Genomic DNA, 13,163 nt, shown 5'->3' on the forward strand with positions numbered 1-13,163 from the left:
CGAGCCGGTGGAGCTGGTCGAGGACCAGGCCGTGCCCGAGCTCGTGGTCGACGTCGCCGAGGAGCCGGCCGAGCGCACCGCCCCGGTGGTCGCGGTGGTCGAGGACGAGCTGCAGGTTCCGGTCGCCGACGTCGCCGAGCCGGTGGAGCTGGTCGAGGACCAGGCCGTGCCCGAGCTCGTGGTCGACGTCGCCGAGGAGCCGGCCGAGCGCACCGCCCCGGTGGTCGCGGTGGTCGAGGACGAGCTGCAGGTTCCGGTCGCCGACGTCGCCGAGCCGGTGGAGCTGGTCGAGGACCAGGCCGTGCCCGAGCTCGTGGTCGACGTCGCCGAGGAGCCGGCCGAGCGCACCGCCCCGGTGGTCGCGGAGTGGGAGAGCCTGCCCTACGGCGAGCTGTCCGACGGCGAACTGTCCGACGTGCTGGCGTACACCACGGAGGCCGCCGACACTGCTCTGCAGCAGGCCGTCGCCCAAGAGGCACGCGCCGCCGAACTTGCGGCGGACCTCGCGCCCGGCGGTGAGATCGAGCAGCGCGTCGCTGCCCGCGCCGAGCGGGTCGAGGCGATCGTGGAGAGCCGCACGGCCACCGTCCTGGTCGACCAGCTCACCGCCGAGATCGGCCAGTTCCAGCACCAGGCCGCGGCCGTCGAGGCCCGGCTGGCGGAGACCACCCGGCTCGGTCGGCCCGCCGTTCGCGGCGCCGACCGCGAGACTCTGGAGCAGCAGCTTCTCGGCCTGCGCACCGCTGTCCAGCAGCGCGACCAGGAGCTCGGTGCCACCCGGCACAGGCTGGAGGAGAGCGCCCGCGCCGCCGGGAACCCAGCCGAGCACGAGGACGTGCTGGCGGCCTGGCAGCGCGCCGGCGGCAGCCGCGAGGCCGTACTGGAGCGGACCAAGGCGTCCCGAGCGCGTGGTCTGCAGGCGACCCAGGCCGAGGCCCTCGCCGCCCGCGGCCGGGTCACCGAACTGGACGGCGCCGCCGCTCAGATCCGCCAGGAGATGAACAGGCGCGACGCCCAGCCGTACGCCGCCCGCATCGCGGAGGACGCCCAGCGCATCCAAGCCGCCCAGCTTGCCGCCGAACAGCAGCGGCAGCAGCGGAACCAGCAGCAGCCCGGCCCGGACGTGAACCGTGGGCAGGGCCGCAGCGGACCCGAGCTGTAGTCCCTGTGGGAAGGGCAGAACAGCGAAGCGGGGCCCGGTTGTCCGGGCCCCGCTCAGTCCAGGTCGCTGCTGCTTAGGTCTGTATCGCGCCCGCCTGCTCGGGTTGGCCACCTCGCGGTCGCCTGCGCAGACTGGCCACCTGGCGGTGCCGGTCCTGCGTTCTCACGGCGGCCAGATTGCAGGGGCCGACGCCTTCTCCCGGACGATAGCCGAACTCGTCCCTGCAGCGCGGAGAGCCGCGCTTTGTCGTGGTCCGTGCGGGTGAACCGAACCCCGTACCGGGTGAACGGAGGGCCCCCTGGACCGGTACCTTTCGGGGCTATGGCGACAGACGAAGGCCGCACACTGACGGCGACCGAGCTGGCGGATACCTACGGAACGGAAGCCGCAGGATGGCCCGACCTCGGGCTGACGGTAAACCAGGAGCCGGACGCCGGGGCCAAGGCGGTGCCCGCCGCGAAGGTGTTCAAGGACGGCGAGCAGATCGGCTACATCATCGAGTCGGACCGCTTCCCCGGCCTGCCGGTGTTCTCCGTGCTGATCACCGCGGGGTGGCCCATCGCCTTCCCGCACGGGTTCATGCCTCCCGACCCGTTGCGGGCACGGGAAGGGGAGCGGGTGCGCTGGCTGCCGCCGCAGCACCCGGACCACCCGTAAGGGACATCGCCGGTGCGCGTGCTCGGCGGCGCCGGACGGCAGAAACGACGGAGCGGGGCCCGGCTTTCAGCGGGCCCCGCTCCCCTTGTGCGAGGTCAGACGGACTGGTTCTCGTTCCCGGTGGGCCAGGCCTGCTCGCTCGGCAGCACGATGGCCAGCTGGCCGTCCGAGCCCACCCGGGCCCCGGTCTTCCGGTCTCGGCGCTGGTCGTCCACCACGGCGAAGCCGTCCACGAGAACCTCGGCGGCGGGGGGCGCCGAATCCGCCGGCGGCTGATCGGCGGTCGCCGCCCTGGCCGCCTGCTGCTGGGCGACCTTCACCATCGGGTGGTCCGCGAAGCCGCCGCGGTCGCGCTCGTACCCCTTGCCCGCCACCGAGTTCTTCGACCACCGGCCGTGCGCGTTCGCGGCGGTTTCCGAGGCCCCGGCCGCCACCGATGCGGACCGGCCGGAAGCCCGCCAGCCGTGCGCGGTGAAGTCGTTGCCCTGCAGGTCCTGCTCCAGGCCGACCGCCGCAACCAGCTGCTTGGAGATGTCGTTGACCGAGCCGGGGTGCAGCTTCTCGGAGACGCGGCCCCAGCGGTCCACCTTCCGCAGCAGCCGGCCCTCGGTGATGCCCAGTGCGGCGAGCATCCCCCGCCAGGCCAGGAAGGACTGCAGCGGACAGAGCGCGTCCCCGCGGGCGGGCAGGAACGCCTTCTCGCCCTCGCCTTCCTGGTCCGTCTTGGAGGAGGTGAAGAACAGCCACAGTCCGGGGGCCTCGGGGTCGGTGCTCACCGTGCAGTCCACCAAGTTGAGGCCGGTCAACTCGCTCCGCCGGGTCCAGGCCGCGAACGAGAAGCTGACGATGACCCGGTTCCGGCAGCCGGTCAGGGTGGTGGGGTCGATCGCCTCGGCGACGTCGAGGGCCTGGTCCGCCGTGATGACCGCACTCTTCTTCTCCTTCCGCCCGGCGTTGGAGAGCTGCCGCCCGTGGGCCTTGATCAGCTTCCGGGCCTGCCGGGTGCCGGGCATCCCGTCGAACCCGACCTCGGTGTGCACCGCGCGGACGGCGGCCACCGCCTGGTCGAGCGAGGGGACGCCGAGCAGCTTGCCGGTGCGGTCCGAGACGGTGTCCGTCAGCACCCGCACCCACTCGGTGAGCGTCTCCGCCGTCATCGGCAGCGGAACACGGCCCGCCGTGACACACCACGAGGCAGCCCGGTCCCACCACCGCACGTACGCGCGGAACGTCTCGGCGGGCACGGCCTGCTGCAGCTTCTCGCGGGTGCGCGGGGAGAGCGTGAAGTCGGCCTCCGTCCAGGCGGAGACGTCCGCGATGATCTGTACCGCGCCGGGCGGCACCCGTTCCGGGAGGGCCGGGACCAGGCCGCCGTTCACCGGGCCGCCCCCTCGGCCGGGACCGGCCGCCCGCAGTCGACCAGCAGGTCCTCGGGCACGCCGTGCTCCAGCCACCGCAGGCACGCCGCCGAACCGCGCTGCAGCAGCACCTCCTGATCGCCGATCAGGGCGGAGGCGGTGCGCGGCTCCACTGGCAGCCCGAGGTAGGCGGTGCCGGGCGGGGTCCAGGCCGGATCGAGTGCGATGGTCGCGCCGGGGGCGGAGTACCAGGCGTGCCGCAGCGGCACCAGGCCGTTGTCGCGGGCCACGCCTTCGACGTAGGTCCCCCGGGCGGTCGCCCGGTCGAGGGCCTCCGCGTAGCGGTTGGACGGTGTGCCCGGCTCGCCCGGCCAGAAGGTCGGGGTGAAGAGCCGGCCGACGTCCAGCAGCAGCTCGGCCACGCTGCCGTAGCGCCAGCCCGGCCGCCGGTCCCGGGTTGCGGCGTCGCACCGCAGTACGTCCACCAGGTGCCGCTCGGCCGCGGATAGCCCGCCGGTGTCAGCGGATCGCTGACGTTCAGCCAGGGGTGCAGAAGGGCCTTCGATTTGGGTCACTTTGTCTCCCACGGTAAGGAGCATTATCACGAGTGAGCCGAACCTTATCAGGGAGATCCGACCTAGCGTCAGCGTTCCGCTGACGCTAGGGAATGTCAGGCCGCCCTGACATGTTGACCAATGTCAGGATGGCCTGACAGATGGATTGCGTCAGGCTATCCTGACAGTGCTCTTGCGTGTCCCGGCCGGCTCGGCGTCCGCCGTGCCTCAGAGAGGAAACCGCAGCATGAACGAGCCCTACGTCCCCCGGCTTCTCGCCAGCGCTGGCGACCGCCCCGACCGTTCCGCGGAGTTCGGTCTCCCCGCGCTGACGCTCGACGCGATCCGCCATCTCGTGGACGACCTCCGCGACCGTCGAGGGGCCGGCGCCTCCATGAACCTTGTCGTCGCCCTGCAGCGCGCCTATGGCGACGACGCCGTCCGCACGGCCCTGACCGAGGGGGCCGCAGCATGACGGACGCCCCCGCGTACGACCCCGACGCGGACCGCCACGGCTACAGCCGGACCGCTCTCGCCCGCCTCGCCTACGCCGACGAGCTCGCCGAGCTCGCCGAGCAGGCCGCCGCCCACATCCCCACCGTCAGCGACTCGTTCAGCAATCGCGGCGAGATGGTCGGCGAGGCCGCCGCCCTGGTCGCGCTGGCCGAGGCGGCGCTGGCCCGCGCCGTGGTCTACGAGCGGCAGCGCGGCGCCAGCTGGCAGCAGATCGGTGACCAGCTCGACATCGCCCGCCAGTCCGCCCACGAGCGCTACCGCGAAACCGAGGAGGAATGGCGGCTCGCCCTGCTGGAGCCGCTCTACCCGGCCCGCCCGGCCAACATCAACGGCCAAGTACCGGTCCGCGATCTGCGACTGCCCGACGCGGCGTACTCGCCGACCCCGGCCGCCCGGCGACTCGACCAGTGGGTACGCGACCGCCTTCCGCGCTACCGCGACACCGAGCACCCCGTCTCCGGTCACCTGTCGAAGCTGACCACCGCCGAAGAGCTCTCCCAGGTCCTGAACGCCATCGCCCACGTGCACCGCAGCGGCGCCGACCCGATCGAGCGCGCCGCCGTCATCGAGCGCAAGGCCGCACTGCTGGACCGGATCGCCGTCGAGGAGGGCAAGCCAGAGGCTGCCCAGCAAGCCATCGAGGCCCGCGCCTACGCCGCCCAGCTCCGGGCCGAGGTCGAGGCCCGGCCGTGACCACGCCCGCCCGACGCTCAACTGCCAGCACAGCGTGCCTGTTCAACTCCGCAGTGTCAGTGACCGATGGGACGATCGCCGCATGAACAGCCCTGCCTTCGAGCCGTTCGAGCTCGCCGTTCAGTACGACTGGACCGTCTCACCCGACAACCGCATGATCCCGGCGGTGATCTCCTGGTGGTACCACCCCGACGCGGGCGACCCGCAGGCCCAGGAACTCGCCCGCCAGTACCGCGGGTTCATCCAGCACCAGCGGATGAACGAGCACATGGCGCACTACCTGGCCGGCCCGGACGGCGCCACGGTGCTGGAGTTGACCGGCACCTCGGGACGGCTGGTGAACCACCCGCTGGACGCGGCGTTGGAGTCCGGCGACCCGATCCCCGTTCCCTCCCCGTTCCCCCAGTCCGTCGGGCACGCCCTGGTCCACGCCGACATGGGCATGTACGTCCTGGTGGCGACCCCCCTCACCCGGCAGCCGACCATGGACGACCTGGCGCGCCTGCCCGCCGGGGCGGTCGGCATGGCCCGCATCCAGGTGGCGGCGGACGAGGCCGCCCGCGCCGCCTACGCCGAGCCGGCGCCGCTGCAGAAGCACGCTCTCAGCGACCTGTCCGCCGGTCCGGACGAGGTGGACCAAATGCTCGCCGACGACCCGGACCGTGCGCGAGCGAGTGCCCTGCGCTTCGCGCTCGGGCGGCCGCTGTACTGACGGCCCGCCAGGCCGGGAACGGCAGAGCGGCCCGCCGCCGGCGGGCCGCTCTGCCGTTCTGTCGCTCAGGCCAGGTGTTCGGTGCGCTCCAGGTAGCCGACCAGGAAGCCCACCAGCTCGACCACCTCGGCTCGGCCGATCAGGACGCCGGTCTCCGCGCCGTCCCGCCTCGCCGACGCGCCTTCCAGCTGCGGTAGGTCGCGGGCCCACATCACCACGCTCCCGCCGTTCACCGTCGTGAAACTGACCTGCGGCTCAGGGGTCCTCCCCTTGCCACGGCCGTCCACGCGCAGATCCAGCCGCGCAGTGCCCGCCGGGGTCGGCTCAAGTTCCATCGGATGCCCTTCTCCATGTTGGGGTACGGCGCGGTTCGCGCACGGGTGTTCGGGCCCGCGTTGGCGGACCCACCCCGCCAGGGCGGGGACCAGTGCCCGCCGAGGCGGGCCGTTCCCCGAAGGCCGGGGCGATGGATCAGTGGAGAGAGCCTATCGCCGGCCGGACCCGAAGGCGTCAGCGTTTTGGTGACGGTTCCGCGCCGGTGGGATGCTGACGTCCATGGACTACGAGGCCCGCGAGGCGAACAAGCGGCTGCTGCGCGAGCGCTACGGATGGAACGGTGCCGACCCTGTTGACGCCATGCGCGCAGTCCGCGCGGCGGCCTACCCCTCGGCCTACTCCCATCTGCTCACCGAGGAGTCGAAGCCGGTACCGGCGGAGGACGTCCTGGCCGCACTGGCCCTGATCGAGGACGCCAGGGAGCGGCTCGACGGGCTGGAGCTGGACCTGATCCGCGCGGCCCGCACCCGCACCACCCCGTGGAGCCGGATCGCCCTCGCGCTGGGCCTGAAAACCCGGCAGAGCGCCGAGAACCGCGCGCTGCGGCTGGAGCGCTCCATGAAGTACGACAGCGGCCGGAAGGTCAGCGACGAGCGGCTCGACCGGGCGCGTCAGCGGGCCGCCGCGGCCTGGTGCGAGGCGAACGCCGGCCGGATTCAGGCGGCTGCCCAGGGCCTCGCCGCTGTTCTGGCCGAGGCGTGGCCACAGCTGGAGGACGACGTGCTCGCGGTGCTCCCCGTCAAGGGGCTGCACGAGACCCTCGCGGCGGAGAACCCGCCGATCACCGTGCTGGCCGGCCACCTGCAGCGCATCGGGTGGCGGCTCATGCCGAGCGGGGCAACGGAGCCCCTCGCCCCCACCGGGCCCCGCGCCGCCGAGGCCGCCGCCGCCTGCTCCGTGCTTCTCGACCTGCTCGGTGAACTGACGGCCGTTCGCTTGGCGGTCCGTACGGCCGCCGACGTCGAGCCGCCGAAGCCAGCGGCGGCTCCGCTCCAGGCCGACGGGACGGCGCGCTAGGCTGCTGCCTGCTGGACACGCACCGCCGATCGTCGCTGCCCCACCGGCCCACGCCTGGTCAGGGCGCCGTTCGACCAAGGTCTTCCGAGGCCCGTGCTGACCCCACCGTGTCCTCAGCCGGCGGGTGAGCGTGGGAGACCCGCCAGGACGTGAGAGCACCGTGCCCAAGCACCAGTCCACCGCCGCCCAGCACGCCCGGCGTGCCCAGCAGGCCAACCCCCAAGTCCCGTACACCGCCCTGTTGCGCGCGGCCCGCGCCGAGCCGGCCGCCCCAGCCGCGCCCGCCCTGCTGGTCTTCGCCGGCGGATGGCGGGTGGAACTCACCGACTGGCATGTCTGGTCCGCCGATCTCAGCTGGAACAGCGACAACCCGCGCGTCAACCTCCGCGGCTTGGTCGACCGGGCCGTTGAGACGCCGCCCCACCAGACCGGCCGCCTGGTGCGGGTCGAGCTCCCCGGGGCCCTGCCCCCGCTCGCGGTCACCAGGGCGGTGGTCGGAGTTCAGCGCTCCCGGCTCGCCGACGGTACCGATCAGCTGGGCGTCGTGTGGCCCCTCCGTCGGCAGGACCCGTACACCCCGCCCGCGGACGGCTCGCCGCTGTGCGAGTCCTGCCACGAAGGTCCCGCCGGCGGCTACCTCTGCGAACTCTGCGTCGAGGAGCGCCGGTTCGCCGCTGCGGCCACCGAGCAAGGGTTCGACGCCTGGACGGTGGACTGACCGGTCCGGCGCCGGAACGCAGAACGCCCCGCGATTCGCGGGGCGTTCTGCCTGCACCGGCTCAGGTCCGGGCGCCGGTCTTCGCCCGCGCGGCGGCCTCGGCCCTGGCGGCCGCCGCGGCGGCCGCCAGGCGGTTGGCCTCGGCCTGCGCCGGGTGGTAGGCCCGTTCCTCCATCCACTCGTTGTCGCCTTCGTCCAGCCAGTCCGACAGCCCCTCACCGGTCGGGGTGAAATCGTCGTCCCAGCTGCGGTGCCCGTCCGTGCAGGACGGGGCGGCCAGGCGCGGGGCGAGGGTGTGCAGCCGGGTGATCCAGTCGATCTCGCCGAGCGTCCCGGTCTTGGTCGGGTCGCCCGCGTAGGTGCGCACCCACCCGAGGTAGAGGGCCGTCAACACCTCCAGCACCCGCCGGTGCCGGTACCAGCAGCGGGGGACCTCCCGAGTCATCTCGTGGGTGGTGATCAGCCAATCCACCCACTCGGCGAGCTCGACCAGGCGCTGCTGGCGCTCGGTCAGGTCCATCGCCGACCACACCCAGCGGCGGGGCGCGCCGGCCGGGGCGGCGGGTGCGGCCTCGGCGGCCTGCGCGGGGACGGCGGTTGCCTCGGACATCGTTCTCCTACGGGGTGGTCTTGGTGAGGGTGACCGGCGCGGACAGCGGCAGGGCCTGCGTGGGCAGCGCCGCGAGCGCCGGGTCCAGCGGGCGCGCCAGCCAGGCCATCACGTCCGGGTCGCGCCAGGTCAGGCGCATGTTGACCCGGATCGGCGGCCTGTTGAAGTAGAGCGCGATAGCGGTGTAGTCGGGGATCTCGCGCAGCTGGTGCACGGGCAGCAGGTCGGACTCCACGAAGGACGTCGAGGTGGAGTCCCGGCCGTCCGAGTTGGTGGTGCTGGTCCGCTCGACCAGCTCCTTGCCGAAGAGGTACGAGAAGTAGCGCAGGGTCTCGTCATCGGCCAAGCCGGGCAGCAACATCCGCAGCGTGGACGCCGAGATGATGGTCCGCGCGCCTTCCCGGCCCATCCGCTCGACCAGCTGGGAGTAGGAGTGCCAGATGGTGAACATGGCGATGCCCATGCCGCGGCCGGTGGTCAGCGTGTTCGGCAGCCGGGGGTAGCGCAGCATGTTGCCCGCCTCATCAATGAAGCAGCCCAGGGTGCGCTCCGGGTGGCGGCCGGCCTTCTCGTACTTCGCCTCAGCTTCGTGGATCACCGAGGCGATCAACGCGGTGAAGAACGGCGCGAACCGCTCCGCGTTGCTCGGGCTGGCGATGATCACCAGCGTGCCGTTCTTCGCCAGGAGCTCCTCGGCGGTGAAATCTGTCTTCTCCGCCACGGCCCGGATACCGGTGTTGCGGTAGACGGCGGCCAGCACGTTGAGGGTGAACTGCACGCTTCCCGCGCCTTCTTCGTGGAGCTTGAGCCAGGGCTGCGCGTAGTCCAGCTCCGCCTCCGGGTACGGCTTTTTCAGGATGCTCCGCACATGGTCGACCGCGTCCGTGCCCAGGGCCAGCCAGCGCCGGAAGTCCGCGATGCCGCCCTTGGAGACCTTCGCGGCCAGCAGCACGCCGGTGACGATGGCGCGGGCCTGGATCAGCCAGGGCTCGGCCTTGGGGTCGTACGCCTTCTGGGCCGCGTCGGCCATCCACTCGGCCATCAGCTCGGCCTTGTCGGCGTCGGTCGCGTAGTCCACCGGCGACCAGTGGGCGGGAATCCACGGCCCGTCGGGAAGGCCAGCGGGTGCGATCGCCCACACCGGGCCGAGGTGGGCGCGGGCGTTGTAGATCTCCTGCAGGTCGGCGACCTTGGTCCCGGTCACGATCGCCGGCCCCTGCCACTCGGCCGCGTTCGGGGCCAGAAGGCCGGTGGTCTTGGAACTGCCGGGCGGTCCGAACGCCACGCCGGAGGCGCTGCGCTCGATCACGCCGACCACCTTGCCGGTCTCCTGACCGCGTCCGGCGGTGATCCGGTCCGGCCGCTCCTTCGGGGCCTCGGCCAGGCCCATCTCCTTCTCCACGGCCGCGCCGCCCCACCGGGCGCCGCCTGTCGGTACCCGGTGGCGACGGCGGCCGCCGCGGCGGACCAGGGCCACGACGGCCACCAGGAGGAGCACGACCAGGAGGCCGAGCACCAGCCAGAACAGCCAGGTCGGCGGGGCCGGGGAGTAGACCGCCCCGGGGCCCTTGACCACCGACATCAGCACCGTCTCCGGCACGCTGGCCGTCATCCTCGGCAGGCCGCCGCCGGACAGAAGGCCGGCCAGGGCCCCGGCGGCGAGCACCGCAGCGCTGCCCGAGACCACCGCGCCGGCGCCCAGCGCCCACAGCAGGGTGCTGTCGTCCATCCGGCTGTCGGCCATCAGATCACCATCTTCTCGTCCGTCTCGAACAGGGTCTTCTCGATGTGGCTGAGCATCAGCTGCACCGCGTGCGAGCCGCCGCCGCGGCCGACCTTCCACAACGCTCGGCCGCGCTGCCCGGCGCCCCAGGAGCCGATCAGGTCGCACTCGGCATCGGTGAGGCCGATCGCCTCGCGGGTCATCCGCAGCGGCTTGGTGTCCTGCGCGAGCTGGATGCGGGTCTCGCACGAGGCGATCAAGTCCTTGGCGATGGCGACCGCCTCGGAGCCGGCCGCGCCCACTGCCTCGAAGTCGCTGAGCCTGTGCGTGGCCAGGAGCTGGATCGTGCCGGTCGCCCGGCTCAGCCGCAGGTCGGCGTCGATCTTGCGGACCATCGCGGCCCCGCCCGAGCGCATCTGGCGCCACAGTTCGTCCCGCACCACGATCCACGGCCGGCCCGGCCGGTCGATGGCCGACTGCGCCCAGGAACTGACGCAGGTCAGCACCATGGCCACGGTCTCGTCCCCGTACTGCTCCAGGGCGGAGATGTCGACGCTCTGGATCGGCGCCTCCCAGTCCAGGCTGATGCTGGTCCTCTGGTCGAACAGGCCGCCGAGGTGCCCGGTCACCATGCCACCGAGCGCGGAGCGGATGCTGGCCATCTGCTCGCGCGCGGTCTGCACGTCCCCCCCGCGGACCCGCAGTTCCTTGGCCATGGCCTCGGTCGGGTCCTTGAGTACCCCGTAGACCAACGGCAGGGTGGGCGTGTCCAGCCGGGACTCCCCGGTGCCGGCCAGCTCGCCGGTCACCTCCCGCACCGCGACGTCCAGGCACTCCTCTTCCTGCGGCAACAGGTTGCGCTTGAGCTGCAGTTCCAGCAGCGCCTTGACCAGGGTCAGGCGGCGGCGGTGGATCTCGGTGAGCCGGGACTGCAGCTCGGCCCGGCCCTTGATGAGATGCAGGTCCTGGCCGAGCGGCCCGGCGTCCAGGGGATTGAGGCGACCCCGCAAGCCGGGGCCGAGCCGGACCGGCTCGACCCCGAGGTGCTCGCAGAGCCTGCGGTACTCGCCCTTGACGTCGCCCGCGATCAGCGTCCTTTGGCCGAACGCCATCAGCCGGAAGCACAGCGCCTTGATGTGCGCGGACTTCCCCGAGCCGGGGATGCCGGTGATCATCACGTTGGGGTTGGTGGCCAGGCCCTCGCGGACCCAGGCCGCCGGGTGGGCGCTGAACGCCTGCATCGTCAGCGTGTTCCAGCCGATGTACGGGCCGACCGGCGGCAGGCTCGCGGCGTGCAGGAACGGGTAGATCCCGCTCGCGCGGCCGGTGTCCGCGCGGAAGACCTCGGCGCGGGCATGGCTGGCGGCGCGGCCCGCGTAGGGCTGGTGCCACCCCTTGCGCGGGGCGATCCGCATCGCCGCGTCCGGGTCCTCCAGCAGCCGGGCGCGCCGCAGCTCGCGCGGGGTGAGCGCGCGCTGACGGGGCACCTGCTCGCCGGGCCCGAGCAGGTCGGCCAGCGAGGCCGCTTCGAGGGAGGTGTCGCCGGCGGAGCGGCGACGCAGGAACGGGAAGCTCACAGCGCTGTCCTCCGGGGCGGCAGGCCCATGCCGAGCGGGAGCGCGGCGGCGGCGAACGCCTCATCCATCGCGCCCCAGCACCTGCGCAGTTCGAGCCCCGCGTCGGAGGCGTCGGCCTGGAGCTCGGCGCACGCCGTTTCCAGCTGATCCAGGTTGGTCACGGTGACCGCGATCAGGGCGACCATCCGCACCACGCCTTGGCCCGAGGCGCGGGCGATGTCCTGGTCCCGGGCGAATGCGTCCTCGCGGCGTTCGTCCTCGGACTCGGCCCGGCCCGTCTTCTTGCGCAGGATGCCGGCGGCCTGGCGCTTGGACCTCTCCCGGCTCAGTTCCCTGCGGGCCTTCGCGGGGCCGACCGGCTCGTACACCAGCGACATCGAGCGCCGCGCGTTGGAGCGCGGCCGCAGGAGCGGCTGCAAAAAGGTGGCGAACACCTCGGACTGCGGGAACCCGCGCACCTGGTAGGTGACGGTCCACGCGCCGTCGTGCTGGTACAGGCCCCAGGTGGTCTCGGCGGCGGCCGGCCCGGCGAGCGCCGGGTCGAGGCCCGGCGCCGTGCCGGTCCAGCCGTCCGAGCCCGCTGCCGAGGTGCGGGCAGCGAGCATCTGCTGGGAGTCCGGGTCGAAGGCCGTGCGGATCACGGCGGCGACCCGGCGCGGGTCGAGCACCTCCACCACCTGCAGTCCGGCGGAGGACAGCGTGCCGGTCATGGCGTTGAACTCGCGCACGAGGACGGCGGCCGCGCCGATCTGGCCCCCGCCGGCCCCGCGCACGGCTAGCCGTGCGCGGGCCGAGGAGAGCGTCACCGACAGGTACGTCTCGCGGATGGTCGCCGCGGGCCCGGCGGACTCCATCAGCTCGCCGAGCGCCTGGACGGCCACCGGGGGCGCGTCCGGGCTGATGTGCCGGGTGGTCCAGGAGCGCAGGGCCTCCCCGTCGTCGGGCAGAGAGCGCTGGTGGACCTGCAGCCGGACGATCGCCCCGTCTTCCTTGCACTGGGAGCGCAGGAACGTCGCCCACTGCCGTACCCGGTTGTTCTGGCGGTCGGTGTCGACCAGTGCGAGGCCCGGGAAAGTGACCCGGGCGACCAGGGTGTACGTGTTGTCGATCGGGTTGTGGACGACACCCAGCTTGCCGCCCTGGCCGTCGGATGCGGTCAGCACGCGCAGGCGCGCCAGCACACCGGGCAGGTCCATGGGCTGGTTCCCCTCTTTGTCGGCGGGGGCGTAGACCCCCGAGTAGAACAGGTTCCGCCGGGTGGCCACGGCGATCTGGTGCCGGACCGCGAGGAAGATCCACTCCTCCGCGGCCAGGCCCATCACCCGCCCGTAGGCGAGCAGGAGCAGGAGAGCGGCCAGGGGGAGCGCCACCGCAGCGCCGGTCCAGCTGTGCAGGTAGATCGGGATGAGGGCGATCACCGCGGCGGCCGCCACCAGGGAGAAGCCGACACCCGACAAATTGCCGATGAACCCGGACTTCTCTCTCTGCCACCCGCGGTAGGTGTCCGGTGCGGTCGTGGTCAGGGACACA

13 protein-coding genes and 1 pseudogene are annotated in these 13,163 nt (G+C 72.8%); 7 read left to right on the plus strand and 7 right to left on the minus strand.

Annotated elements, in window-relative coordinates; all coding sequences use genetic code 11:
• Both ACZ52R_RS35605 and ACZ52R_RS35610 read left to right on the plus strand, forming a co-directional pair.
• A pseudogene (locus ACZ52R_RS35605) lies at positions 1-1,162 on the plus strand (MobF family relaxase); the annotation flags it as partial.
• A gap of 321 nt (positions 1,163-1,483) precedes the next feature.
• Positions 1,484-1,819, plus strand: a complete 336-nt coding sequence (locus tag ACZ52R_RS35610; protein ID WP_465754858.1) for a hypothetical protein — start codon at positions 1,484-1,486, stop codon at positions 1,817-1,819.
• 95 nt (positions 1,820-1,914) lie between these two features.
• Here the strand turns inward: ACZ52R_RS35610 and ACZ52R_RS35615 are convergent, their stop codons facing one another.
• Together ACZ52R_RS35615 and ACZ52R_RS35620 are read right to left on the minus strand one after the other, a co-directional pair.
• Entirely contained in the window at positions 1,915-3,198 is a 1,284-nt protein-coding gene (locus ACZ52R_RS35615; RefSeq protein ID WP_465754859.1) for a site-specific integrase, read from the minus strand.
• On the minus strand, positions 3,195-3,662 hold the full coding sequence (locus tag ACZ52R_RS35620; protein ID WP_465754860.1) for a hypothetical protein: 468 nt from the start codon (positions 3,660-3,662) through the stop codon (positions 3,195-3,197). Before ACZ52R_RS35620 ends, ACZ52R_RS35615 begins: the two co-directional genes overlap by 4 nt.
• 316 nt (positions 3,663-3,978) lie before the next feature.
• Here ACZ52R_RS35620 and ACZ52R_RS35625 point away from each other — a divergent pair, with 316 nt between their 5' ends.
• The 3 genes from ACZ52R_RS35625 to ACZ52R_RS35635 all read left to right on the plus strand — a co-directional run bounded on the left by ACZ52R_RS35625 (position 3,979) and on the right by ACZ52R_RS35635 (position 5,652).
• Entirely contained in the window at positions 3,979-4,206 is a 228-nt protein-coding gene (locus tag ACZ52R_RS35625; protein WP_465754861.1) for a hypothetical protein, read from the plus strand.
• Entirely contained in the window at positions 4,203-4,940 is a 738-nt protein-coding gene (locus ACZ52R_RS35630; RefSeq protein WP_465754862.1) for a hypothetical protein, read from the plus strand. Before ACZ52R_RS35625 ends, ACZ52R_RS35630 begins: the two co-directional genes overlap by 4 nt.
• Positions 4,941-5,022: 82 nt before the next feature.
• Positions 5,023-5,652 (plus strand): hypothetical protein, encoded by a 630-nt coding sequence (locus tag ACZ52R_RS35635; RefSeq protein ID WP_465754863.1) that lies wholly within the window; start codon positions 5,023-5,025, stop codon positions 5,650-5,652.
• Positions 5,653-5,717: 65 nt separating this feature from the next.
• Here the strand turns inward: ACZ52R_RS35635 and ACZ52R_RS35640 are convergent, their stop codons facing one another.
• Complete coding sequence (locus ACZ52R_RS35640) at positions 5,718-5,987, minus strand: hypothetical protein (RefSeq protein ID WP_465754864.1); 270 nt, start codon at positions 5,985-5,987, stop codon at positions 5,718-5,720.
• 220 nt (positions 5,988-6,207) lie between these two features.
• Here ACZ52R_RS35640 and ACZ52R_RS35645 point away from each other — a divergent pair, with 220 nt between their 5' ends.
• Together ACZ52R_RS35645 and ACZ52R_RS35650 are read left to right on the plus strand one after the other, a co-directional pair.
• On the plus strand, positions 6,208-7,005 hold the full coding sequence (locus ACZ52R_RS35645; protein ID WP_465754865.1) for a hypothetical protein: 798 nt from the start codon (positions 6,208-6,210) through the stop codon (positions 7,003-7,005).
• A gap of 160 nt (positions 7,006-7,165) precedes the next feature.
• Positions 7,166-7,723: a hypothetical protein gene (locus ACZ52R_RS35650; RefSeq protein WP_465754866.1), complete on the plus strand. Its 558-nt coding sequence runs from the start codon at positions 7,166-7,168 to the stop codon at positions 7,721-7,723.
• 61 nt (positions 7,724-7,784) lie between these two features.
• Here ACZ52R_RS35650 and ACZ52R_RS35655 read toward each other — a convergent pair whose 3' ends face one another.
• Genes ACZ52R_RS35655 through ACZ52R_RS35670 form a run of 4 tightly spaced genes read right to left on the minus strand, consistent with a single transcriptional unit; the run spans position 7,785 to position 13,162 of the window.
• Positions 7,785-8,333 carry a hypothetical protein gene (locus ACZ52R_RS35655; RefSeq protein ID WP_465754867.1) on the minus strand — a complete coding sequence of 183 codons (549 nt, stop codon included), beginning with the start codon at positions 8,331-8,333 and terminating at the stop codon, positions 7,785-7,787.
• 7 nt (positions 8,334-8,340) lie between these two features.
• Entirely contained in the window at positions 8,341-10,077 is a 1,737-nt protein-coding gene (locus ACZ52R_RS35660) for a type IV secretory system conjugative DNA transfer family protein (protein ID WP_465754868.1), read from the minus strand.
• Positions 10,077-11,633 carry a type VI secretion protein gene (locus tag ACZ52R_RS35665; RefSeq protein WP_465754869.1) on the minus strand — a complete coding sequence of 519 codons (1,557 nt, stop codon included), beginning with the start codon at positions 11,631-11,633 and terminating at the stop codon, positions 10,077-10,079. The genes ACZ52R_RS35660 and ACZ52R_RS35665 overlap by 1 nt, the downstream gene beginning before the upstream one ends.
• Positions 11,630-13,162, minus strand: a complete 1,533-nt coding sequence (locus tag ACZ52R_RS35670) for an SCO6880 family protein (RefSeq protein WP_465754870.1) — start codon at positions 13,160-13,162, stop codon at positions 11,630-11,632. Before ACZ52R_RS35670 ends, ACZ52R_RS35665 begins: the two co-directional genes overlap by 4 nt.
• Position 13,163: the final 1 nt, after the last annotated feature.

Source organism: Kitasatospora sp. NPDC034023, assembly GCF_055575795.1.

Bases quoted from the DNA above. Each gene is read 5' to 3' on its own strand.
- ACZ52R_RS35655 (WP_465754867.1), bottom strand. From the start codon at position 8,333: ATGTCCGAGGCAACCGCCGTCCCCGCGCAGGCCGCCGAGGCCGCACCC.
- ACZ52R_RS35640 (WP_465754864.1), bottom strand. From the start codon at position 5,987: ATGGAACTTGAGCCGACCCCGGCGGGCACTGCGCGGCTGGATCTGCGC.
- ACZ52R_RS35610 (WP_465754858.1), top strand. From the start codon at position 1,484: ATGGCGACAGACGAAGGCCGCACACTGACGGCGACCGAGCTGGCGGAT.
- ACZ52R_RS35660 (WP_465754868.1), bottom strand. From the start codon at position 10,077: ATGGCCGACAGCCGGATGGACGACAGCACCCTGCTGTGGGCGCTGGGC.
- ACZ52R_RS35625 (WP_465754861.1), top strand. From the start codon at position 3,979: ATGAACGAGCCCTACGTCCCCCGGCTTCTCGCCAGCGCTGGCGACCGC.
- ACZ52R_RS35635 (WP_465754863.1), top strand. From the start codon at position 5,023: ATGAACAGCCCTGCCTTCGAGCCGTTCGAGCTCGCCGTTCAGTACGAC.
- ACZ52R_RS35630 (WP_465754862.1), top strand. From the start codon at position 4,203: ATGACGGACGCCCCCGCGTACGACCCCGACGCGGACCGCCACGGCTAC.
- ACZ52R_RS35645 (WP_465754865.1), top strand. From the start codon at position 6,208: ATGGACTACGAGGCCCGCGAGGCGAACAAGCGGCTGCTGCGCGAGCGC.